This window comes from Pseudomonas oryzihabitans (assembly GCF_032027545.1).
Taxonomy (GTDB): domain Bacteria; phylum Pseudomonadota; class Gammaproteobacteria; order Pseudomonadales; family Pseudomonadaceae; genus Chryseomonas; species Chryseomonas oryzihabitans_F.
This window is the reverse complement of sequence record NZ_JAVSJB010000019.1, coordinates 46,345-68,057: the sequence shown is the minus strand read 5'-3', so window position 1 is coordinate 68,057 and position 21,713 is coordinate 46,345. Positions and strand designations below refer to the sequence as shown.

The window sequence follows — 21,713 nt, the reverse complement described above, 5'->3', positions numbered from 1 at the left end:
AGTCATGGCGCTGGCGAAACGCATCATCCCCTGCCTCGACGTGGACAACGGCCGCGTGGTCAAGGGCGTCAAGTTCGAGAACATCCGCGATGCCGGCGATCCGGTGGAGATCGCCCGCCGCTACAACGAGCAGGGCGCCGACGAGATCACCTTCCTCGACATCACCGCCAGCCACCAGGGCCGCGACACCACCCTGCACACCGTGGAGCGCATGGCCAGCCAGGTATTCATCCCGCTGACCGTGGGCGGTGGCGTGCGCACCGTGCAGGACATCCGCAACCTGCTCAACGCTGGCGCCGACAAGGTCTCGATCAACACCGCGGCGGTCTTCACCCCGGAATTCGTCGGTGAAGCCGCCGCACGTTTCGGCTCCCAGTGCATCGTGGTGGCCATCGACGCCAAGCGCGTCAGCGGCCCTGGCGAAACCCCGCGCTGGGAGATCTTCACCCATGGCGGACGCAAGCCCACCGGCCTCGACGCCGTGGCCTGGGCGCAGAAGATGGAAGGCCTGGGCGCTGGCGAGATCCTGCTCACCAGCATGGACCAGGACGGCATGAAGAACGGCTTCGACCTGGGTGTGACCCGCGCCGTGAGCGAGGCGGTGGGCATCCCGGTGATCGCCTCCGGCGGCGTCGGCAACCTGCAGCACCTGGCCGACGGCATCCTCGAAGGCAAGGCCTCGGCCGTGCTCGCTGCCAGCATCTTCCATTTCGGCGAATGCACCATTCCCGAGGCTAAACGGTACCTGGCCGAAAAAGGGATTGTGATACGCTCCGCAAAATCTTGATTACCGGCGGTGCCGGCGGGGAGTTGGGGGCGTGCGCAAGGGATTCTGGGCCGGCGTGGCAGGGCTGCTGCTGTTGACGACGATGGCGGCCAGGGCGGAGCTTCCCGCCGGCTACCAGCTGACGTTACTGACCGAGAACTTCCCGCCCTACAACTTCGCGGTGGATGGCAAGAACTTCGCCCGCGAGGACGATCTCAAGGGTATCGCCGTCGACATGGTCCGCGAGATGTGCAGGCGCGCCGGCATCCCCTATAGCCTGACCCTGAGATTCCCCTGGGAGCGCATCTACGGTACGGCGCTCAACCAGGCCGACCACGGCGTCTTCGTCACCGCCCGCCTGCCCGAGCGCGAGGCCCTGTTCAAGTGGGTCGGCCCCATCGGGCCGGACGACTGGGTGCTGCTCGGCCGTCCCGACAGCCATCTGCAGGTGCGCAGCCTGGACGATGCCCGCAAGCAGCAACTCAAGATCGGCGCCTACAAGGGCGATGCCATCGCCGACAGCCTTGTGCAGCAAGGCTTCACGCCGGAACTGGCGCTGCGCGACCAGGAAAACGTGCAGCGCCTGCTCAAGGGACAGATCGACGTCTGGGCCACCGGCGATCCCGCGGGTCGCTACCTGGCCCGCCAGGAAGACGTCAGCGGACTCAAGACCCTGCTGCGCTTCAACAGTGGCGAGCTGTTCCTCGCCCTGAACAAGCAGACCCCCGACGAAGTGGTGCAGAAACTGCAGAAGGCGCTCGACGAAATGCGCCAGACGGGCGAAGTCCAGAACATCTTCAATCGTTATCTGTAAGGTCGCCCGGTCGGGCCGGCCTGGGATCGAGCGGTCGCTTAAGGAGAGGGAAATGCACAAGTCGTGGTTGAGTATCGCGGGTGCTCTGCTGAGTTGCACCCTGGCACTGGGTACGGCCCGGGCGGAATTGCCGCCGGGATATCGCGTCGTTCTGCTCACCGAGAACTTCCCACCGTTCAACATGGCGGTGGACGACAAGAATTTCGCGCGGGACGAGGCCATCGACGGGATCAGCACCGACCTGGTGCGCGAGATGTTCAAGCGCGCCAAGATCGACTACAACCTCTCGCTGCGCTTTCCCTGGGATCGTATCTACAACCTGACCCTGGACAGCCCCAACTATGCGCTCTTCTCCGTCTCGCGTACCGAGGCGCGGATACCGCTGTTCAAGTGGGTCGGTCCCCTGGGCAAGACGCGCAAGGTATTCATGGCGCTGCCGGGCAGCACCGTCAAGGTGCCTGATATGGCCGCTGCGGCCAAGCTGCGCGTGGGCGCCTACAAGAACTCCGCGGTGAGCCTGATGATCCAGGAGAAGGGCATCGTCCCCATCGACGCCCTGCGTGATCAGGAGAACATCGCCAAGCTGCAGAAGGGCGAGATCGACATCTGGGCCACCACCGACGTGGTCGGGCGCTACCTGGCCAAGCAGCAGGGCGTGAGCAATCTGCAGACGCTGCTGAGCTTCCAGGAATCCGACCTCTACCTGGCGCTGAACAAGGACACTCCCGACGAGGTGGTGACCCGCCTGCAGCAGGCCCTCGACGCCATGCGCAAGGAAGGGGTGGTCGACAGCGTCACCAACAACTACCTCTGAGCCACCGGCGACCATCGGTCGCGCCAAGGTGGCAGCAAGTCGTCCAGCGCCGGTCTGGGTGGGTATGGCCGTGCTAATGATGGCACATGGCTTGCTCCCTGGCCTGTGCAGGGCCGACGAGGGTCTCGCAGAGGGCTCGGTCGCTGGATCGAGCGGGATAGGCAACGACCGTGGCGGCAGCATCGGGGCGAGGGGAGAGGTCCCGAGGCCGGCCGGCTCGCGGCGAAGAATCGACCTTCGAGGCGATTAGGGAGTAGCGATGCGAACGTTCTGGTTGCGTATGGCCGCTGTACTGCTCGGCTGCACGCTGGGTACGACCCAGGCCCATGCCGAACTGCCCGAAGGCTATCGGGTAGTGCTCTTCACCGAGAACTTCCCGCCGTTCAACATGGCGGTGGACGAGAAGAACTTCGCGCGGGACGAGGCTATCGATGGCATCAGCACCGACCTGGTGCGCGAGATGTTCAAGCGCGCCAAGATCGACTACAACCTGTCGCTGCGCTTTCCCTGGGATCGCATCTACAACCTGACGCTGGAGAACGCCAACTACGGCATCTTCTCCACCACCCGCACGCCTGAACGCGAGGGGCTGTTCAAGTGGGTGGGCCCCCTGGCGACCATCTCCTGGGTGGTGATGGCGCCGCAGAACAGCAACATTACCGTCAGTGACGTCAAGGCGCTGGGCAAGTACCGGGTGGGTGCCTACAAGAACGATGCTGTCAGCCTCTTCCTCGAGGGGCAGGGCCTCATGCCCATCAATGCCCTGCGCGACCAGGAGAACGTGGCCAAGCTGCAGTCGGGGCAGCTGGACCTCTGGGCCACCACCGATCCGGTCGGTCGTTACCTGGCCAAGCAAGCCGGGGTCAGCAATCTCAAGATCGTGCTACGCATGCGTGAGGCGACGCTGTACCTGGCGCTGAACAAGGACACCCCCGACGAGGTGGTGAAGCGCCTACAGCAGGCGCTGGATGCCATGCGCCAGGAAGGCGTGGTCGACCGCATCACCAAGAACTATCTCTGATCCCTAGCGATAACGCCCGTCGCGACCATGGCTGGCCATGGCGCGATTGGCGCGCAGGGCGATCATCTGCGGCAGGTCGATGATCTCCACGCCCTGGGCCTTGAGGGCGGGCAACTGCTGAGCGAGCACGGCCAGGGTCGCCGGATGCGGATGGCCGATCAGCACGGCGCTGCCCTGGCGCTGTGCCAGGCGCACCCCTTCGGCCAGCTGCGCGGCGACCGCCGCTGGTGTCGCTTCGTTATCCAGGAAGACATCGCGCGAGGCGCTGGCCAGGCCAATCTTCTGAGCCTCCGCCGCGGCGACCGTGGCGGCGCTGGTGCGGCTGTCGAGAAACAGCAGATGGCGCTCCTGCAGGACCTGCATCAGCTCGGCCATGGCCGGTCGGTCGGCGGTCATGCGGCTGCCTTCGTGATTGTTCACGCCATCCGCCTCGGGTACCCGTTCCAAGGCCCGATCCAGGCGCTGCAGGCGCTCGGCCGACGCCATTTCCGGATGCCAGGCATAGGGACCGCCGGCCGGATCCATGGGCAGGTGCAGCAGCACCGTGCGGCCGGCGCGGTGGGCCTCGGCGGCCAGTTCCGCGGCGTGCTGGGTCTCCGGAATGATCGCCAGCACCACGGGCGCTGGGAGTGCCAGCACCTGACGATCCCGCGTTAGATTCTGGCCGAGATCGTCGATGACGATGGTCAGGCGGGCGGGGTCGGCGTAGGCGAAGCTGCTGGCCGCGAGGACCACGGCCAGCAGCCAGGAGCGCAGCCTCACGGCGTATGGGTGACGTTCAGTCCCTTGAGCAGCGACAGCGCCTGGGACAGCTGGAAGTCGTCATCCTGCGGCCGCGGGCTCTGGTTGGGTGCCTTGCTGCCAGTAGGCCGGTCGGCGCCACCGTTGCCGTTGCCCAGGTGGCCGGCCAGGTCCGCTTCGCGGAAGTACTCGTCGCCACCGCTCTGCGGCGTGACCTTGGCCGGGGCCACGGCGATGTCCGGGGTGATGCCCTGGGCCTGGATGGAGCGGCCGCTCGGCGTGTAGTAGAGCGCCGTGGTGAGCTTGAGGGCGCGGTCGTTGTTGAGCGGCAGCACCGTCTGTACCGAGCCCTTGCCGAAGCTGTCGGTGCCCATGAGGATGCCGCGCTTGGAGTCCTGCAGGGCGCCGGCGACGATCTCCGCTGCCGAGGCGCTGCCGCCGTTGATCAGCACCACCAGCGGTACCTTCTCGCTGGGGTCGGCGGCATCCGCCGAGAAGCGCAGCTCGGAATTGGGCAGGCGGCCCTTGGTATAGACGATCAGGCCGTGGGTCATGAAGGCGTCGGCCACCTCGACCGCCGCCTGCAGGACGCCGCCCGGGTTGTTTCTCAGGTCGAGAACCAGGCCCTTGAGCTTGCCCTTGTTCTCCTGACGCAGCTTGTTCAGCGCCTTGACCGTCTCCTCGCCGGTGTTGACCTGGAACTGCGAGATGCGCAGCAGGCCGTAGCCGGACTCGAGCAACTGGCTCTTGACGCTGTTGACCTTGATCACCGCCCGCGCCAGCTTGACGTCGAACGGTTGACCGCCACCGCGGACGATGGTCAGCACGATGGGGCTACCCGGCTTGCCGCGCATCTTGTCGACGGCCTCGTTGATGGCCTGGCCCTTGGTCGGCTGGCCATCGATCTTGACGATCAGGTCGCCGGGCTGCAGGCGCGCCTTGGCCGCCGGAGTGTCGTCGATGGGCGAGACCACCTTGATGAAGCCGTTTTCCTGGCCGACTTCCAGGCCCAGTCCACCGAATTCACCACTCGTGGTTTCCTGCAGTTCGGCGAAGTCCTTGGGTTCGAGGTAGGCCGAATGCGGATCCAGGTTGCTGAGCATGCCCTTGATGGCATTCTCCAGCAGGACCTTGTCCGAGACCGGCTCCACGTAGGCGGCCTTGATGCGATCGAACACCTCGGCGAAGGTACGCAGCTCGTCCAGGGGCAGCGGAGCGCTGGCCGGGGCATCGCTGGCGGTGCCCGGGGCGACCGGGGTCACGGCCGCCGGCGTACTCTGCGGCGATTGCGCCTGGACGACTCCGGCGCCACCGAACAACAGGGCGAGGACCAGGACGGTGGGACGAAAGCGATGCGGCATGTGCAGCTCCTAAACCGGGGTGTGTCGCGCTATCCCTGAGCACGACACCAGATGACCGGGTCCGTCGGGCGACCCTGTTGGCGAATGGCGAAATACAAGGCGGAAGCTTCCTGACCGCCGCTGGCACCGACGGTCGCGATGGCGTCTCCAGCCTTGACCACGTCACCCGCAGACTTCAGCAGGCTCTGATTATGTCCGTACAGGCTGAGATAGCCATTCCCATGATCGATGATGACCAGTTGGCCGGCGCCCCTTAGCCAGTCGGCGAAGACCACCCGGCCATCGTGCACCGCCTTGACGCGGGTACCCGCGCCGGCGGCGATCAGCACGCCGTCCCACTTCGCCCGGGGATCGTCGCCGCGGGCGCTGCCGAAACGCGCCACCAGGCGGCCGTCGACCGGCCAGGGCAGCTTGCCACGGGCGTTGGCGAAGGCACCGCCAAAGGCAGGTGCTGCACTAGACACCGCCAGCTCCGGGGCGTTCGAGCTGCGCGGGGCTTTCGTGTCGCTTTCCGCCTGGCGCCGCGCGGCATCGCGGGCGGCTAGCGCCCGCGCTTCGGCCAGCTGACGCTGGTGGGCTGCCTCGGCCTCGCGGGCCTGGTGGGCGAGGGTTTCCTCGATGGTCTTGAGCACCTTGTTCAGCGCCGCCTGATCCTGCTCGCGGGCCTGGATCTCGCGACTCTTGTCGCGGTAGTCGTCGTTGATCTTGGCCAGCGCCGCCTGGCGTTCCTTGCGCACCTCGGCCAGTTCCGCCTGGCGCTTCTCCAGGTCCTCGCGGCGCGCGACCAGCTCGCCCTGCTCCTGCTGGATACCCTGTTCCACCTCGCGCAGTTCGCGCAAGGTGTCGTTGAAGCTGGCGAGCTGATCCAGCCGGGTGCGGTTCAGATAGTTGTAGTAAGTGAGAGTGCGACTAACCTTCTCGGGATGCTCCTGGTTGAGCAGCAGCTTCAGGTATTCCTGGCGTCCGCTCTGGTAGGCGGCGCGGATCTGCACGGCGATCAGCTGCTGTTGTTCAGCGCGGGACTGGTCGAGCTTCTTCTTGCGCCCGTCCAGCTCCTGCAGCTTTTTTTCGCCGTTCTCCAGCTGCTTCTGCAGCGAATCCACCTGCTTTTCCAGCTCACCCAGCTGGGTTTCGGTGCCCTGCAGCTGCTTCTGCACGCCGGACTTCTCGGCCTGCACCTGCTTGAGCACCTTCTGCATCTCCTGGATTTCCCGGCGAGTCTGTTCGATCTGCCGCTGGGTTTCGGCGCGATCGTCGGCCAGGGCAGGGGCGAGGAAGCTGGCTAACAGGAGAAAGGCGAGAACACGGCGCATGCGAGGTCGTACATTGCGAGGGCGAAGCCCCTAGTATGCCCGTCACATCCGGCAAAAAAAACGGCAAGGAGCGCCATTCAGCGTTCACGGCCCGACCAGGCGGCCGGGCTGCGAACGAGGGGGCATTTCCGTTTCAGTAACCGACGGTGAAGCGGGTGCGGTGGTGAGCGGGACGCTCGACCTCGTCCAGCAGGGCCACGGCGTAGTCCTCGTAGGAAATATGGCTGTTGCCGGCGGCATCGAACAGCAGGGCGTCGCGGCCCAGGCGGAACTGGCCGGTACGCTCGCCGGCGGCGAAGACCATCTGCGGGCTGACGAAGACCCAGTCGAGGTCCCCAACGTCGCGGAGCGCCTCCAGGGTGGCGATGCCAGCGCCGGCCTCGGTCCGGTACTCGGCGGGGAAGGCGGGAGCGTCGAACAGCCGCGAGCCGTCCGGCAGGTTCAGGCTGGCGGCGCCGCCGACCACCAGCAGGCGCGGAATGCCCGAGGCGCGGGCGAAGGCGACCAGGGTGGCCGGGGGGACGTCGGCGAATCTCAGGCTGCTGATCAGCACCTCGCAACCGGCCAGGGCGCGGGCGGTTTGCGCGTTGCCGACATCGCCGCTGACCACGGTCAGGCTGGCGCGGGGGGCAGGCGGCCGGGGTCGCGGACCAGGGCGGTGACCTGGTGACCGCGGGAAAGGGCTTCGTCGAGCAGGCGGCTGCCGACGTTACCGGTAGCGCCGAGCAGAGCGATGGAGGTCATGGCGGGATCCTGATGATGAATGGAATCCCAGCCTAGCCAGAGCGCTGCGACCGGCCAAGAAGGCAGTTCGCGGTGTGCTGGTTACCCGGCGATAACCCACGGCTTCGAGGGTATGGCGCCACCGGGGGGCTGTGTATACTGGCCGGCATTTTAGCCCTTCTTGGATAGCTCCTTCATCATGGAATTTCTCGGTCGGGTGGTCGAATTCGCCACCCATCATCCGCTGCTCGTCGCCGCCTTCCTCGCCATCGTCGCCCTGATGCTGTTCAACGAGACCCGCCGGGGCGGTCGTAGCCTGTCCACCAGCGAGCTCACCACCCTGCTCAACCGCGAAGAGGGCGTGGTGCTCGACATCCGTCCGAGCAAGGACTTCGCCGCCGGGCATATCGTCGGCGCGCTGAACATCGCTCAGGAGAAAGTCGCCAGCAGCCTGTCTCTACTGGAGAAGCACAAGGCCAAGACCCTGATCGTGGTGGACAGCGCCGGCCAGCAGGCCGGTGCCGTGTGCGGCGACCTGCAGAAGGCCGGCTTCACCGCCGCTCGGCTGAATGGCGGTATCGCCACCTGGCGCGCAGAGAATCTGCCCCTGGTGAAGTGACCCCTTGCGTGGCCGGAGGCTCGGCCACTGGAGACCGCGTATGACCGACGTCGTCATCTATACCAGTGCCTGGTGCCCCTATTGCCATCGTGCCAAGCACCTGCTCGATCGCAAGAACGTGGCGTACCGGGAAATTTCCGTCGACGGCCAACCGGCCCTGCGTAGCGAGATGGCCCGCAAGGCCGGCCGCACCAGCGTGCCGCAGATCTGGATCGGCAGCACCCACGTCGGCGGTTGCGACGATCTCTATGCCCTAGACCGAAGTGGACGCCTCGATCCGCTGCTGTTCGCCTGACCAACACTCACGTCATTACTCAAGGCCCTACCATGACCGACCAAGCCAACGGCGCCCAGGAAGACGGCGCTCAGTTCTCCCTCCAGCGCATCTACATCCGCGACCTGTCCTTCGAGGCGCCCAAGAGCCCGGAAATCTTCCGCCAGGACTGGCAGCCCAACGTCAACCTGGACCTGGCCACCCGCCAGAAGACCCTGGGCGACGACTTCCACGAGGTGGTGCTGACCCTGACCGTGACCGTCAAGAACAAGGAAGAGACCGCCTTCATCGCCGAAGTGCAGCAGGGTGGCATCTTCCTGATCAAGGGCCTGGACGCCGCCTCCATGGCGCACGCCCTGGGCGCCTTCTGCCCCAACATCCTGTTCCCCTACGCCCGTGAGGCACTGGACAACATGGTGGTGCGCGGCTCCTTCCCGGCGCTGATGCTGCAGCCGGTGAACTTCGATGCCCTGTACGCCCAGGAACTGGCGCGCATGCAGACCGCCGGCGAAGCCTGATCGGCTGAGCTGCGGCACCGAACGCCCCTTGCCAGGGGCGTTCTGCTATCTGGTCTTCAGAGTCTGTTCAAAGACTGCTGCGCGTCGGTCAAGCGGCGTTGAAAAGACCCTGGGTCGCCAGCCCGCCTAGGCGGCCCCGTCGGAATACTCATTTACCACGCGTAAACCCGAACGCGGGTCCGATCCGCTTCCTCAGGTCATTTCGCCTTGTTTGTCTCTAGCTCGCGAGCCTTTGGACCGGCTCTGAGCTTGCGACTGGCGCGCCAGAGATCGAAGCTGAACACCGCCAGCCCGGTCCAGATGCAGAGGAAGGCGAACAGTCGCTCGCGCGGGAAGGGCTCGCCATAGAGCCAGACCGCCTGGACCAGCACCAGGGTCGGGGCGAGGTACTGCAGGAAGCCCAGGGTCGAATAGGGCAGCTTGCGCGCCGCGGCGTTGAAGCACAGCAGCGGAATCAGGGTGATAGGTCCGCAGAGCACCACCAGCAGGCCCAGCGACGACTGCCAGGTCGACGCCTGCAGGCTCACTCCCTGCGTCAGCAACGGCAAGGCGATCAGGGCGACCGGCACCAGCATCCAGCTCTCCACCACCATGCCCGGCAGGGCGGCCACCGGCGTCTGCCGCCGGACCAGGCCGTAGAAGGCGAAGGTCAGCGCCAGCGCCAGGGAGACCCAGGGCAACTGGCCCAGCGTCCACAGCTGTTGCGCCACGCCCAGTACCGCCAGGCCCACGGCGAGCCATTGCAGGGGGCGCAGCCGCTCGCGCAGGATCACCAGGGCGAGCAGGATGTTGACCAGCGGATTGATGTAGTAGCCCAGGCTGGCCTCGACCACGTGGGCGTTGTTCACGGCCCAGATGTAGACCAGCCAATTGCAGGCCACGAGGGCGCCGGACAGCGCCAGCCAGGCCAGCCGCCGCGGATGGGCACGTAGCTCGGCCCACCAGCCGCGGTGCCGCCAGACCAGCAGCAGCAGGGCGCTGAACAGGGCGGACCAGAGGATACGCTGGAACAGGATCTCGAGGGACGGCAGCGCCGCCAGCAGCTTGAAGAACAACGGGAACAAGCCCCACAGCCCATAGGCGGTGAGGCCCAGGGCATAACCCTGGCGCAAGGCAGACATGGAAGGTCCTTAGGCAGGCAACGTTCTTGTGCAGGCAGGATAGCGCAAGGGGCGACGGGATGTCGGGTGAGGTGGTGCGCTTGCAGTCTGATCGTTGCCAGGCTCAATCGCGGCCATGGGCCGCTCCTACGGATCAGGAGCGGTCGCATCGGCGGACCGCCATGGCCGCGATCATCGCCGTAGCGTGGAAAACGGCGCAGCCTTTTCCATGGGGAGTTCGCCACTGGATGTTCCCTCACCCCAGCCCTCTCCCCGAGGGAGAGGGGGCGCTTCGAGCGGATGTTCGTCTTCGGTGGCTCAGGCGATAAGACATTGCGCCTACAAGCACCTGATCCGTAGGAGCGGCCCACGGCCGCGATAAACGTGCTACGACTAGAACAACCGCAACGGTGCCTCGTCAAGGGCCGCGCGCTGTTCGCGCAAGGTGAGGATCTGGTCGCCCCAATAGCGCTCGCTGCCGAACCAGGGAAAGCTCTTGGGAAAGGCCGGGTCGTCCCAGCGGCGCGCCAGCCAGGCGCTGTAGTGCATCAGCCGCAGGCTGCGCAGGCCCTCGATCAGCGCCAGCTCGCGCGGTTGGAAGTCATGGAATTCCTCGTAGCCGTCCATGAGTTCGGAGAGCTGCGTCAGCCGCTCCTGGCGATCACCCGCCAGCAGCATCCACAGGTCCTGCATGGCCGGGCCGTGGCGGCAGTCGTCGAGGTCGACGATGTGGTAGGCGTCGTCGCGGCAGAGCAGGTTGCCCGGATGGCAGTCGCCGTGCAGGCGGATGAGATCGTAGCTGACGCCGTCGAAGAGTTCGTCGAGGCGCAGCAGCAGGTCGCGCGCCACCGATTCGTAGGCGGGCAGCAGGCTCTTGGGGATGAAGTTGCCGGTCAGCAGGGTATCCAGGGAGGCATGGCCGTAGCCCTGGACGTCCAGCGTCTCGCGGTGCTGGAAGGGGCGGCTGGCGCCTACCGCGTGCAGCCGACCGAGCAGTTGGCCCAGGCGATGCAACTGATTGAGATCGCCGGGCTCCGGTGCGCGACCGCCGCGGCGGGGAAAGAGCGCGAAACGAAAGCCAGCGTGGTTGAATAGCGTCTGGCCCTCGCGCTGCAAGGGCGCGACGACGGGCACCTCACGTTCTTCCAGCTCGGCGGAAAAGGCGTGCTCTTCGAGAATGGCCGCGTCGGTCCAGCGGTCCGGGCGATAGAACTTGGCGATCAGCGGGGTCTCGCCCTCGATGCCGATCTGATAGACGCGGTTTTCATAGCTATTCAGCGCCAAGACCCGGGCATCGCTGAGATAGCCCAGGCTTTCGATGGCGTCTATGACGAGGTCGGGACTCAGATTTTCGAACGGATGAGACATGGCGCGCTCCTCGGTCACGGGGGACGATGGCGATTGCCACCCTGCATCCGGGAGATGCTAGCGCATGCCCGAGCCCCATGGCGAAGGCTCGGGTGCTATCCGCTCGCCGGTCAGGCGCCGATCACGCCGCCGTCTTCCCGGGTGATGACCATCACCGAAGAGCGCGGTTGACCGTTCGGCTGCGCCTCGGGGAAGGTCGAGCCGCCTTCCTCGCCCGGGTGCTGGATGCCGACGAACATCGTCCTGTAGTCCGGCGAAAAGGCCAGGCCGGTGACCTCGCAGCCCACCGGGCCGACCAGGAAGCGGCGCATCTCGCCACTGCGCGGATCGGCGCAGAGCATCTGGTTGTTGCCCATGCCCTCGTAGTCGCCCTTGTTGCTGTACTTGCCGTCGGTGAGCACCCACAGCCGGCCGGCGGTATCGAAGCCCAGGCCATCGGGGCTGTTGAACATGTTCTCGGCATTGATCTGCGAGGAACCGGCTTCCGGCTTGCCCGGGTGCACCTTGGGGTTGCCGGCGATGACGAACAGATCCCAGTCGAAGGCCAGGGCGGCGGCATCGTCGCCGTCTTCGCGCCAGCGCACGATCTGGCCATAGAGGTTGTTGGCGCGGGGGTTGGGGCCGCCCACCGGCTGGCCATCCTCGCCGCGCTTGGTGTTGTTGGTCAGGGTGCAATAGACCTGGCCGTCCTTGGGGCTGACGGCGATCCACTCGGGTCGGTCCATGCGCGTGGCACCGACCTGGCTGCCGGCCTGGCGAGCGTGGATCAGCACCTCGGCCTGGCCGGCGAAGCCGTTGGCGGCGGTCAAGCCATTCTCGCCATGGACCAGCGGCAACCACTGGCCACGACCCTTGGGGCGATTCGGATCACGGTCGCCGTCGTCGAAGCGGGCGACGTAGAGGGTGCCGTGGTCGAGCAGGTCGCGATTGGCCTTGGGATCGTCCTGCAGGCGGTCGCGGCTGACGAACTTGTAGATGAATTCGCCACGCTCGTCGTCGCCCATGTAGACCACCACGCGGCCATCGCGGGTATGGGCGAGGGCGGCGTTCTCGTGCTTGAAGCGACCCAGGGCGGTGCGCTTGACCGGCTTGGCCTGGGGGTCAAAGGGGTCGATCTCGGTGATCCAGCCGTGGCGGTTGAGTTCGTTGGGATTCTGCGCCAGGTCGAAGCGGTCGTCGTGCAGGTGCCAGTCGTTCTCCACGCTGGCGTGTTTGACGCTGTATCTCTTCTGGGCGGCGTCGAATTTCAGTTCGGCGTTGCGACTGCCGAAGACGTCGGTGAAGTTCTCTTCGCAGGTCAGGTAGGTGTGCCAGGGCGTGGCGCCGCTGGAGCAATTCTGGAAGGTGCCCAGTACCTCGCGTCCAGCCGGATCGGCGGCGGTCTTGAGCAGGTCGTGACCGGCGGCCGGACCGCTCACGGCGATGGGCGTGTTGCCGTGGATGCGTCTGTTGTAGGGCGACCCCTGGACGAAGTGCCACTGGCCGTCCTTGCGGCGTACCTCGATCACCGAGAGGCCTTCGGCGGCCTGGGCCTTGCGGGTATCTTCCAACGACTTGGGCGGGGTGCCGTGGCTGAGCAGGTAGCGGTAGTTGGTGTATTCATTGTTGATCGCCATCAACGCCCGGTCCGGATCGTTCGGGAAGGGGTAAAAGGCCATGCCGTCGTTGTTGTCGCCGAACTGGACCTCCTGGTCGGTGGCGCTGGGACTGCCATCGGGGCGGAAGGCCGGGCCGTCGGCGTGCAGTGGCTGGCCCCAGCTGATGAGCACGCTGGCGCGGTAGCCGGGTGGCACCATCAGGGTGTCGGCGGTGGAGGCCGGGATGTTGGCGAAACCGATCAGCGGATTGCCGTTGGCGGCGCTGACGGCGTCGGCCAGGGCGGTGCGTCCGAGCAAGCCGCCGCCGAGGAACAGGGCAGCGCCAGCCAGGGCGCCCGCGCCGATGAAGCGCCGGCGACTGAGATGGACGATACGTTCGAGGTCGGTCTGCTCGTCATGCATGGTCATGGCTCCTCACGGGTATGGGGCGAGGCTAGTCAGCGCGGATGACGGTTTGGTGACAGCCGCCTAGTCGCCGGGCGGCGGCGTCCGCGCCAGGCAGTAGACATCGATTCGGCGGGCACCGGCACGCTTGAGCAGCCGTGCCAGGCTGTCGGCGGTGGCGCCGGTGGTGAGCACGTCGTCCACCAGGGCCAGATGGCGACCGGTCAGCTCGGCCTCATTCACCAGGGCGAAGGCCTGCTTGAGGTTGCGTCGCCGTTCACTTGCCGTGAGGCCCTGCTGGCTGTGTTGTTCCTGTACCCGCTGCAAGAGCCTGGCGTTCACCGGCAGTCCTAGCGGCTTACCGAGCCAGTCGGCCAGCAGTGCGGCTTGGTTGAAACCGCGCTGGCGCAGCCGCTGGGGCGACAGCGGAACCGGCAATAGCAGCTCCGGCCGCGGCTGGCCTTCGTCGAACAGGTGCTGCAGATGACGAGCCAGCAGCGCGCCAGCCAGCCGTCCGAGATTGCCCTGGTCGCGGTGCTTGAAGGCGTTGATCAGGCTATCGACCGGAAAGGCGTAGCGCCAGGGCGTCAGTACCTGGTCGAAAGCCGGCGGGTCGGCGAGGCAGCCGCCGCAAATGAGTCCAGCCACCGGCAATGGCAGGGCACAACGTTGGCAGTGGGGGCCGAGCCAGGGCAGCTCGGTCTCGCAGGCCTCGCACAGGGCGAGGCCCGACGGTAGCCAGCTGGCGCAGAGGGCGCAGGAGGTTCCGGGCCGTAGACGCTGCCAGTGATGCCGCAGATAGCGATGGAGGGAGGTGGGCATGTCGGCATCCGTGCCGAGAACAGACCCCTACTGTGCCAGGCCGAGGGCCTGGTCGCCAGTCAGCCGCGGATCAGCCAGCTCATCACCATCAGGCCGAGGATCAGCCAGATGACGCCGCCGACGATCGAGCGGGCCATGAAGGCCCGCACCGCGGCGTAGAGCAGCAGCAGGCCGATGGCGAGGACGACGAAGCTGATGTAGGAGTCGTCCATGCCGATGGAGCGGGCCATGCCATGGAGAAAGTCGTGCACGGCGTCGGCGATGCCGCCGAGAACCGAGCCGAAGAGGTCGATGATGAAGCGGATGACCTGGCCGAGCGCCGCGCCGAGCCAGTCGAAGAAGCCTTCAGTACGCATGGATGTTTCCGAATCCTTGGCAATGTCCCTTGGAACCCGCAAAGCTCGCCGGGTTCGCCAGCGATCCGCGCTACACTGCGCGTTTTCCGTCGCACCCTTCAAGTTCTTGCGAAATGACAGCCATCCCTGCCTTGCCTCTGGTCCTGCTCCCGGGCCTGCTCTGTGACGAGCGTCTCTGGACCACTCAAGCTGCCGACCTGGCCGCTACCTGTGCCGTGCACATCCCCGATCTCACCCGCGACGCCAGCATCGCCGCCATGGCGCGGCGGGTGCTGGCCGGGGCACCGCCACGCTTCGCCCTGGGCGCGCTGTCCATGGGTGGCTACGTCGCCTTTGAGATCCTGCGCCAGGCGCCGGAGCGGGTGGTACGGTTGGCCCTGTTCGACACCATGGCCAGTCCGGATGGCGAGGCGCGCGCCGCCCAGCGCCGGGCCATGCTCGAACTGGCGGAACGCGGTCGCTTCCTCGGCATCAGTCCGCAACTGCTGCCGCGACTGATCCATGCCTCGCGCCTGGGCACCCCGGTCGCCGATACCGTGCTGGCCATGGGCAAGGCGGTGGGCAAGGAGGCCTTCCTGCGCCAGCAACGGGCGATCATCGAGCGCCCTGATTCGCGGCCGACCCTGGCGCAGATCCAGGTGCCGACCCTGGTCGTGGTCGGCGCCCAGGACCAGCTCACCCCACCCGCCGAAGCCGAGCTGATGCACCAGGACATCCAGGGGTCGCGGCTGGTCGTGCTGGACGAGTGCGGTCACCTGCCACCGCTGGAATTGCCCGAGCGGACCACGGCACTGCTGCGGGAGTGGTTGGCTTAGCCTTGCACTTCTGTCGGTTCAAGCAGTGCGGCTAGCTGCGCGCCCGGTATAGCCTCCTGGGCGTAACTGAAAGTGCCCTGGGTGCGTACCTCCTGGGCCGCCCTCAGCAGCGCGCCGAAGGCGGCGCGGGCGAAGGAGCCGCCCACGCTGATCCGCCGGACCCCCGCTGCAGCGAGCTCCGCGACCGAAAAGGTCGGGCCGGCGAGACCCATGACCACGTTCACCGGCTTGTCGACAGCCGCACAGACCGTTTTTATCGACTCCAGATCCGGCAAACCCGGGGCGTAGAGTACATCCGCTCCCGCCGCGGAGAAGGCCTGCAGGCGCCTGATGGTGTCATCCAGATCCGGGCGGCCGCACAGGTAGTTCTCGGCGCGCGCGGTCAAGATAAAAGGACGTCCCCGCGCGGCTTCCGCAGCGGCCTGGATACGCTCCACCGCCAAGGAAAAATCATAGAGCGGGCTGGCCAGATCGCCGGTCGCATCCTCGACGGAGCCGCCCACCAGTCCCACGTCACAGGCCAGGCGGATTGTTTCGGCGCAGGTTTCCGGTGCCGTACCGAACCCCGCTTCCAGGTCGGCCGAGACCGGTAGGTGGGTGGCGGTGACGATTTCCGCGGCATTGGCCAGCAGTTCTTCACGGCTGAGCGTGGCGCTGGAGTCGCGCTTGCCCTTGGCGAAGGCGTAGCCGGCGCTGCTGGTAGCCAGGGCCTCGAAGCCCAGACCGGTCAGCAGTCGCGCAGAGCCGGCATCCCAAGGGTTGGGAATGACGAAAGCTCCCTGCATGGCATGCAGATGCTGGAAACGAGCGAATTTTTGGCGTTGATCCGTCATGGGCGTTCCCTCTGGATGGCGAAGCAACTATAGCCAGGCAGAGCTAGTGTGGTGTTTCAGAAGTTACCTACACAATTTTGGCGGCGCTTTTTGTCCGCAGCGGCGGACCGCCCTGGACGTTGTTGCCACTCCTCGCCATAGCCCTGCTATGACTCGTCGCGGCGCCTAGCCCATTCGGGGCGCCGAACCGAACAAAAAATCACTCGCCAATTCTTGCGCGAACTTCTGAAACACCACACTAGGTTTCGTCCAGCGCCAGGAACCCGGACTCGCCCAGCCCCTCAATTGGACGAGCCCTGTCGAGGAGCCTGCCATGCGTCGTCACCAACCCCTGTCCATCCTGTCCCTGGTACTGGGCCTCGCGCCCACCGTCCTGGCCCTGGCCGCTCCAGCCGTTGCCGACGAGCCCGAACGACTGTACTTCGCCGATGACGGCATCATTCCCAACAGCCGCCTCCCGGTGTTGCTCTATCGCCAGGTCCCCCTGCAGGGGACCGACCGTGCGGCGGCGTTGGAGCGGCTGTTCGCCGAGCACGACTGGCCACCGCAGTGGCGTTATGGCGTCTACGACTACCACCACTACCACCCCAATGCCCATGAGGTCCTCGGCGTGGCGCAGGGCCAGGCAACCCTGCGCCTGGGGGGCGAGCAGGGGCAGGACGTGAGCGTGGCAGCGGGCGACGTGGTGGTGTTGCCGGCAGGGACCGGCCATCGCAGCCTGGAGTCCAGCGCGGATTTTCTGGTGATAGGGGCTTATCCGCCCGGCCAGGAAGACTTCATCACCCAGCGCGCCGATCCGGGGGTCCATGCCCGGTTACTGGAATTGATCGCCCAGGTGCCTTTGCCGGCGACCGATCCCGTGACCGGCCGCGAGGGACTCTGGCGTTAGCAGAGTCGCGCCAGGGTCGCCTCGTCCGGCTGGCCGGCGAAGAAGGTCTTCAGGGCCTGGCGAAAGGGCTCGGGGTCTTCGGCCACGGCGGCGAAGAGGGTCAGGCTGGAATGGAACTTGAGATCGTCCGGCTGCCCGAACAGCGCCGTGGCGGATAGCTCGGGATGCTCCAGCGCCGCCGCGGTGATCTCCCGCAGCCGTGGTCCCAGCAGGGGATGCGCCAGATAGGCGCTGGCCTCTTCGCGGGAGGCGATGGCGTAGCGCTGCGCCGTCTCGCTGCGGCCGAGTCCCTGGATCTGCGGGAAGACGAACCACATCCAGTGGCTGCGCTTGCGACCGGCGCGGATCTCCGTCAGCGCGGTCGCGTAGGTGCTGGCCTGGGCGTCGATGAAGCGTTGCAGATCATGAGCGGCGGGCATGGCGGAAACTCCGGGCCTTTTGCCTATCGGCAGGCCGGCCCGGAGGAAGTGCCACCGATGGGACGAGCGGTCAGCCGCGTACCGTGCGATAGCCGGACTCGCTGCTGTCGGGGATCTCGTCCAGATCGATCCGCGAGGTTTCGGGCAGGCTCAGGCCACCGACCAGGCCGAGCAGGGCGACCAGGATCAGGTAGAGCGCCGGCGAGAGATTGCTGCCGGTAGCGCCGATCAGCCAGGTCGCCATCAGCGGCGCGGTGCCACCGAAAATGGTGTAGGCCAGGTTGTAGGTGATGGCGCCTGCGGTGTAGCGGGTGCGGGTTGGAAAGACCTCGCTGAGCAGCGGCGCCGTCACCACGTTGCACAGCACCGCGCCGGCGCCCAGCAGCAGGCAGCCCAGCAGAGCCGAGCCGAACTGGCCGCTGCTCGCCAGCAGCAGCGCCGGATAGACGCCGATGGCCAGTACCAGGCTGGCCAGCACCGTGGTCATGCGGCGGCCGATCCGGTCGGTGACCCGTCCCAGTACCGGACAGGCGCAGGCGGCGGCGAACAGGGTGATCAGGCTGATGGCCAGGGCCGCGGCCCGGTCGAAGCCGCCGGCCAGCTGCAGGTAGGTCGAGAAGTAGGTGGTGAACATATAGAAGGACAGGGCCGTCAGCGAGATGAAGGCGCCCAGGCGCAGGATGGAACGGCCCTGCAGGCGCAGCGTCTCGCCCAGCGGCGAATGACTGACCTCATGGCCGGCTTCCAGCGCCTGGAAGGCCGGGGTCTCGTCGAGCTTCAGGCGCAGGTAGAGGCCGATCAGGCCCAGCGGCGCAGCCGCCAGGAACGGGATGCGCCAGCCCCAGTCGGCCATGGCGCTGGCGCCCAGCAGGCGCTCCAGGCCCCAGGCGGTGAGGGCTGCGCTGGCGAAGGCGAGAAAGGTGGAGACCGGCACGAAGCTGCCGTAGCGGCCGCGGCGATCGTGCGGTGAATGCTCCATCACGTAGGCACAGGCCCCGGCGTATTCGCCACCCGCGGAGAAGCCCTGGGCACAGCGGATCGCCGTCAGCAGGATGGGTGCCCAGATGCCGATGGTGGCGTAGCTGGGCAGGATGCCGATCAGTGCGGTGGCGCCGGCCATGATCAGGATGGTCAGCGCCAGGGTGCGCTTGCGGCCGATGCGATCGCCGAGCAGTCCGAAAACGATGCCACCCAGCGGCCGGAAGGCGAAGGCCACGGCGAAAACGGCGAAGGTCTTGAGTAGCCCGGCGGTGGCATCGCCGCTGGGGAAGAAGTGGGCGGCGAGCAGGGTGGCGAGAAAGCCGTAGAGGGCGAAATCGAACCACTCGACGAAGTTGCCAATGGACGCGGCGGAGATGACCTTGCGCAGGGTGGCGGGGGAAACGGACGTCGCTGTCTGACTCATGGCGGGCCTCAGGGAAAAGAAGGATACGGAGGCAGAACGGGGGCGCCTTGTTTATGGTGGTGGAAGCGGGGCGTACCGCAGGATCGACGCTAGTGTGGTGTTTCAGAAGTTCGCGCAAGAATTGGCGAGTGATTTTTGGGCCTGGGCTAGGCGCCACGACGAGTCATAGCAGGGCTATGGCGAGGAGTGGCAACAACGCCCAGGCCAAAAAAGCGCCGCCAAAATTGTGTAGGTAACTTCTGAAACACCACGCTAGTCCTTTTCCCGCTCGCGGGCAGTCCCCGCAGCGACTTTTCCACCGTTGGAACCGACTTCAGGAGCCGCCCATGTCCATGACTACCGCCTATGCCGCCCAGGAACCCACGCGGACCGAGGTCGATGCCCTGCCGGGGGTGACCCTGCTGGAGTTCGGCGCGCCTTGGTGCGGTCACTGCCGCGCCGTTCAGCCACCGCTCGCCACCGTCCTGGCGGAACGCCCGGCCGTGCGCCATCTCAAGATCGAGGACGGCTCCGGGCGTCGTCTGGGACGCAGCTTCCGCATCAAGCTCTGGCCGACCCTGGTCCTGCTGCGGGACGGCCAGGAACTGGCGCGCCTGGTGCGTCCGCGCGACGCCCAGGCTCTGGACGAAATGCTGGCGCTGGCGGACTGACCGGTCGCCCGTCGCCGCTTGACAAGGACAGGGCTAGAACATAAGTTTCAAACAACTGTTTAAACGCTCGCGGGCAGCGGCCCGCCTTCCTCGACAACAAGCATTCGCAAAGAGGTAACAGTCATGCCCGAATACAAGGCCCCCCTGCGGGATATCCGCTTCGTTCGCGACGAACTGCTGGGTTATGACGCGCACTACCAGAGCCTGCCCGGCTGCGGCGACGCCACCCCCGACATGGTGTCCGCCATCCTCGAAGAAGGCGCCAAGTTCTGCGAGCAGGTGCTGGCACCGCTCAATCGCGTCGGCGACCAGCAGGGCTGCACCTGGAGCGAGGAGGGCGTGAAGACCCCCGACGGCTTCAAGGAAGCCTATGCCCAGTTCGTCGAAGGTGGCTGGCCGAGTCTGGCGCACAACCCGGCCCACGGCGGCCAGGGCCTGCCTGAGTCCCTCGGCATCTCCCTGTCGGAAATGGTCGGTCAGGCCAACTGGTCCTGGGGCATGTACCCCGGCCTGTCCCACGGCGCCATGAACACCCTGGAACAGCACGGCACCGACGAGCAGAAGCACACCTACCTGGAAAAGCTGGTGACCGGCGAATGGACCGGCACTATGTGCCTGACCGAACCCCACTGCGGTTCCGACCTGGGCATGCTGCGCACCAGGGCCGAGCCGCGTCCGGACGGCAGCTACGCCATCACCGGCACCAAGATCTTCATCTCCGCCGGTGAGCACGACATGGCCGAGAACATCGTCCATATCGTGCTGGCCCGCCTGCCCGACGCCCCCGCCGGCACCAAGGGCATCTCGCTGTTCATCGTGCCCAAGCGCCTGCCCGACGCCAGCGGCGCCGCCGGTGAGCGCAACGCCGTGCACTGTGGCTCCCTGGAACACAAGATGGGCATCCACGGCAACGCCACCTGCGTGATGAACTTCGATGGCGCCACCGGCTTCCTGATCGGCCCGCCGAACCGCGGCCTGAACTGCATGTTCACCTTCATGAACTTCGCCCGCATCGGCACCGCCCTGCAGGGCCTGGCCCATGCCGAGGTGGCCTTCCAGGGTGGCCTGAAGTACGCCCGCGAGCGTCTGCAGATGAGGTCCCTGACCGGGCCCAAGGCGCCGGATAAGCCCGCCGATCCCATCATCGTGCACCCCGATGTGCGCCGCATGCTGCTGACCATGAAGGCTTTCGCCGAAGGCAGCCGGGCGATGATCTACTACACCGCCAAGCTGGTGGACATCCTCAAGTACAGCCAGGACGAGGAGCAGAAGCAGCAGGTCGAGACCCAGCTGGCCTTCCTGACGCCCATCGCCAAGGCCTTCATGACCGAGGTCGGCTTCGAATCGGCCAGCCACGGCGTGCAGATCTATGGTGGCCATGGCTACATCGCCGAGTGGGGCATGGAGCAGAACCTGCGCGATGCGCGCATCGCCATGCTCTACGAGGGCACCACCGGCATCCAGGCCATCGACCTGCTCGGTCGCAAGGTGCTGATGACCCAGGGCGAGTCGCTCAAGGCCTTCACCAAGGTGGTGCACAAGTTCTGCCAGGCCAACGCCGAGAATGCCGAGCTCAAGGCCTTCGTCGAGCCGCTGGCCAAGCTGAACAAGGAGTGGGGCGAGATCACCCTCAAGGTTGGCATGGCTGCCATGAAGGATCGCGAGGAGGTGGGTGCCGCTGCCGTCGACTACCTGATGTACTCCGGCTATTGCTGCCTGGCGTACTTCTGGGCCGACATGGCGCGGGTGGCTGCCGAGCAGCTGGCCGCCGGTACCGACGAGGCCGCCTTCTACCAGGCCAAGCTGGCCACCGCGCGCTTCTACTACCAGCGCCTGCTGCCCCGTACCCGCGCCCATGCCGAGGCCCTGCTGGCCGGCGCCGGCAGCCTGATGGCCCTGGCCGAGGAAGACTTCGCCCTCGGTTACTAAGAGGACGAGGCTCTGCTGAAAACCCCGCTTTGGCGGGGTTTTCGCTTTCTTGTGGGCGCGAAAATTTGGCGCTGGCGGACCTCTGATCGGCTGACCATCAGGTCAGATCATGAACCTATGTCTCCCTTCGGGTTCGGTCTTACACTCGGGTCATACCGACAAGAACACCTTCCGAGGAGAC

At 66.3% G+C, this 21,713-nt stretch carries 22 protein-coding genes and 1 pseudogene; 11 read left to right on the top strand and 12 right to left on the bottom strand.

The window, feature by feature from the left end:
• The first annotated feature begins 4 nt into the window (after positions 1–4).
• From hisF to RND78_RS22905, 4 genes are all read left to right on the top strand, one after another.
• Positions 5–787: an imidazole glycerol phosphate synthase subunit HisF gene (gene hisF / locus RND78_RS22920; protein WP_059228218.1), complete on the top strand. Its 783-nt coding sequence runs from the start codon at positions 5–7 to the stop codon at positions 785–787.
• A gap of 82 nt (positions 788–869) precedes the next feature.
• Positions 870–1,580, top strand: coding sequence for an ABC transporter substrate-binding protein (locus RND78_RS22915; protein ID WP_312732350.1), 711 nt, complete (start codon positions 870–872; stop codon positions 1,578–1,580).
• Between the two features lie 52 nt (positions 1,581–1,632).
• Positions 1,633–2,394, top strand: a complete 762-nt coding sequence (locus RND78_RS22910; protein ID WP_312732297.1) for an ABC transporter substrate-binding protein — start codon at positions 1,633–1,635, stop codon at positions 2,392–2,394.
• A 259-nt stretch (positions 2,395–2,653) separates the two neighbouring features.
• Positions 2,654–3,415, top strand: a complete 762-nt coding sequence (locus RND78_RS22905; protein ID WP_409457103.1) for a substrate-binding periplasmic protein — start codon at positions 2,654–2,656, stop codon at positions 3,413–3,415.
• A 3-nt stretch (positions 3,416–3,418) separates the two neighbouring features.
• Here the strand turns inward: RND78_RS22905 and RND78_RS22900 are convergent, their stop codons facing one another.
• From RND78_RS22900 to RND78_RS22885, 4 genes and pseudogenes are all read right to left on the bottom strand, one after another.
• A complete protein-coding gene (locus RND78_RS22900; protein WP_409457102.1) occupies positions 3,419–4,177 on the bottom strand; it encodes a divergent polysaccharide deacetylase family protein in 759 nt (252 codons plus the stop codon).
• Entirely contained in the window at positions 4,174–5,517 is a 1,344-nt protein-coding gene (locus RND78_RS22895; protein WP_312732295.1) for a S41 family peptidase, read from the bottom strand. Before RND78_RS22895 ends, RND78_RS22900 begins: the two co-directional genes overlap by 4 nt.
• A gap of 29 nt (positions 5,518–5,546) precedes the next feature.
• Positions 5,547–6,830, bottom strand: coding sequence for a peptidoglycan DD-metalloendopeptidase family protein (locus RND78_RS22890; protein WP_312732293.1), 1,284 nt, complete (start codon positions 6,828–6,830; stop codon positions 5,547–5,549).
• A gap of 133 nt (positions 6,831–6,963) precedes the next feature.
• Positions 6,964–7,574, bottom strand: a pseudogene (locus tag RND78_RS22885) (NAD(P)-dependent oxidoreductase).
• 178 nt (positions 7,575–7,752) lie between these two features.
• Here RND78_RS22885 and RND78_RS22880 point away from each other — a divergent pair.
• From RND78_RS22880 to secB, 3 genes are read left to right on the top strand one after another with little or no spacing between them, the layout of a single operon-like run.
• Positions 7,753–8,172, top strand: coding sequence for a rhodanese-like domain-containing protein (locus RND78_RS22880; protein WP_295468495.1), 420 nt, complete (start codon positions 7,753–7,755; stop codon positions 8,170–8,172).
• Between the two features lie 40 nt (positions 8,173–8,212).
• On the top strand, positions 8,213–8,467 hold the full coding sequence (grxC, locus tag RND78_RS22875; protein WP_295468493.1) for a glutaredoxin 3: 255 nt from the start codon (positions 8,213–8,215) through the stop codon (positions 8,465–8,467).
• 32 nt (positions 8,468–8,499) lie between these two features.
• Positions 8,500–8,964, top strand: a complete 465-nt coding sequence (gene secB, locus RND78_RS22870; protein ID WP_059228201.1) for a protein-export chaperone SecB — start codon at positions 8,500–8,502, stop codon at positions 8,962–8,964.
• A gap of 197 nt (positions 8,965–9,161) precedes the next feature.
• Here the strand turns inward: secB and rarD are convergent, their stop codons facing one another.
• From rarD to RND78_RS22845, 5 genes are all read right to left on the bottom strand, one after another.
• Positions 9,162–10,085, bottom strand: coding sequence for an EamA family transporter RarD (rarD, locus tag RND78_RS22865; RefSeq protein WP_312732287.1), 924 nt, complete (start codon positions 10,083–10,085; stop codon positions 9,162–9,164).
• Positions 10,086–10,457: 372 nt separating this feature from the next.
• The gene (locus RND78_RS22860) at positions 10,458–11,432 is read right to left on the bottom strand and encodes a serine/threonine protein kinase (protein WP_312732285.1); all 975 of its coding nucleotides are present in this window, start codon (positions 11,430–11,432) and stop codon (positions 10,458–10,460) included.
• Between the two features lie 110 nt (positions 11,433–11,542).
• Positions 11,543–13,432: a PhoX family phosphatase gene (locus tag RND78_RS22855; RefSeq protein WP_312732346.1), complete on the bottom strand. Its 1,890-nt coding sequence runs from the start codon at positions 13,430–13,432 to the stop codon at positions 11,543–11,545.
• Positions 13,433–13,498: 66 nt separating this feature from the next.
• A complete protein-coding gene (locus RND78_RS22850) occupies positions 13,499–14,236 on the bottom strand; it encodes a ComF family protein (protein WP_312732284.1) in 738 nt (245 codons plus the stop codon).
• 59 nt (positions 14,237–14,295) lie between these two features.
• Positions 14,296–14,592, bottom strand: coding sequence for a hypothetical protein (locus tag RND78_RS22845; RefSeq protein ID WP_059228193.1), 297 nt, complete (start codon positions 14,590–14,592; stop codon positions 14,296–14,298).
• A gap of 113 nt (positions 14,593–14,705) precedes the next feature.
• Between RND78_RS22845 and RND78_RS22840 the strand changes: the two genes are divergently transcribed.
• Positions 14,706–15,407: an alpha/beta hydrolase gene (locus tag RND78_RS22840; protein WP_312732282.1), complete on the top strand. Its 702-nt coding sequence runs from the start codon at positions 14,706–14,708 to the stop codon at positions 15,405–15,407.
• On the opposite strand, the gene RND78_RS22835 is transcribed toward RND78_RS22840, so the two are convergent.
• The gene (locus tag RND78_RS22835; protein WP_312732281.1) at positions 15,404–16,240 is read right to left on the bottom strand and encodes an isocitrate lyase/phosphoenolpyruvate mutase family protein; all 837 of its coding nucleotides are present in this window, start codon (positions 16,238–16,240) and stop codon (positions 15,404–15,406) included. The two genes, RND78_RS22840 and RND78_RS22835, sit on opposite strands and share 4 nt — an antisense overlap.
• Before the next feature lie 313 nt (positions 16,241–16,553).
• On the opposite strand from RND78_RS22835, the gene RND78_RS22830 reads away from it, so the two are divergent.
• A complete protein-coding gene (locus RND78_RS22830; protein WP_312732280.1) occupies positions 16,554–17,129 on the top strand; it encodes a cupin domain-containing protein in 576 nt (191 codons plus the stop codon).
• Here RND78_RS22830 and RND78_RS22825 read toward each other — a convergent pair.
• Positions 17,126–17,548, bottom strand: coding sequence for a DUF1810 domain-containing protein (locus RND78_RS22825; RefSeq protein WP_312732279.1), 423 nt, complete (start codon positions 17,546–17,548; stop codon positions 17,126–17,128). The genes RND78_RS22830 and RND78_RS22825 overlap by 4 nt on opposite strands.
• 70 nt (positions 17,549–17,618) lie before the next feature.
• On the bottom strand, positions 17,619–18,953 hold the full coding sequence (locus RND78_RS22820) for an MFS transporter (protein WP_312732278.1): 1,335 nt from the start codon (positions 18,951–18,953) through the stop codon (positions 17,619–17,621).
• Between the two features lie 326 nt (positions 18,954–19,279).
• Between RND78_RS22820 and RND78_RS22815 the strand changes: the two genes are divergently transcribed.
• Both RND78_RS22815 and RND78_RS22810 read left to right on the top strand, forming a co-directional pair.
• Complete coding sequence (locus RND78_RS22815; protein WP_312732276.1) at positions 19,280–19,603, top strand: thioredoxin family protein; 324 nt, start codon at positions 19,280–19,282, stop codon at positions 19,601–19,603.
• Positions 19,604–19,726: 123 nt separating this feature from the next.
• On the top strand, positions 19,727–21,532 hold the full coding sequence (locus RND78_RS22810; protein WP_312732275.1) for a phenylacyl-CoA dehydrogenase: 1,806 nt from the start codon (positions 19,727–19,729) through the stop codon (positions 21,530–21,532).
• The last annotated feature ends 181 nt before the right edge of the window (positions 21,533–21,713 follow it).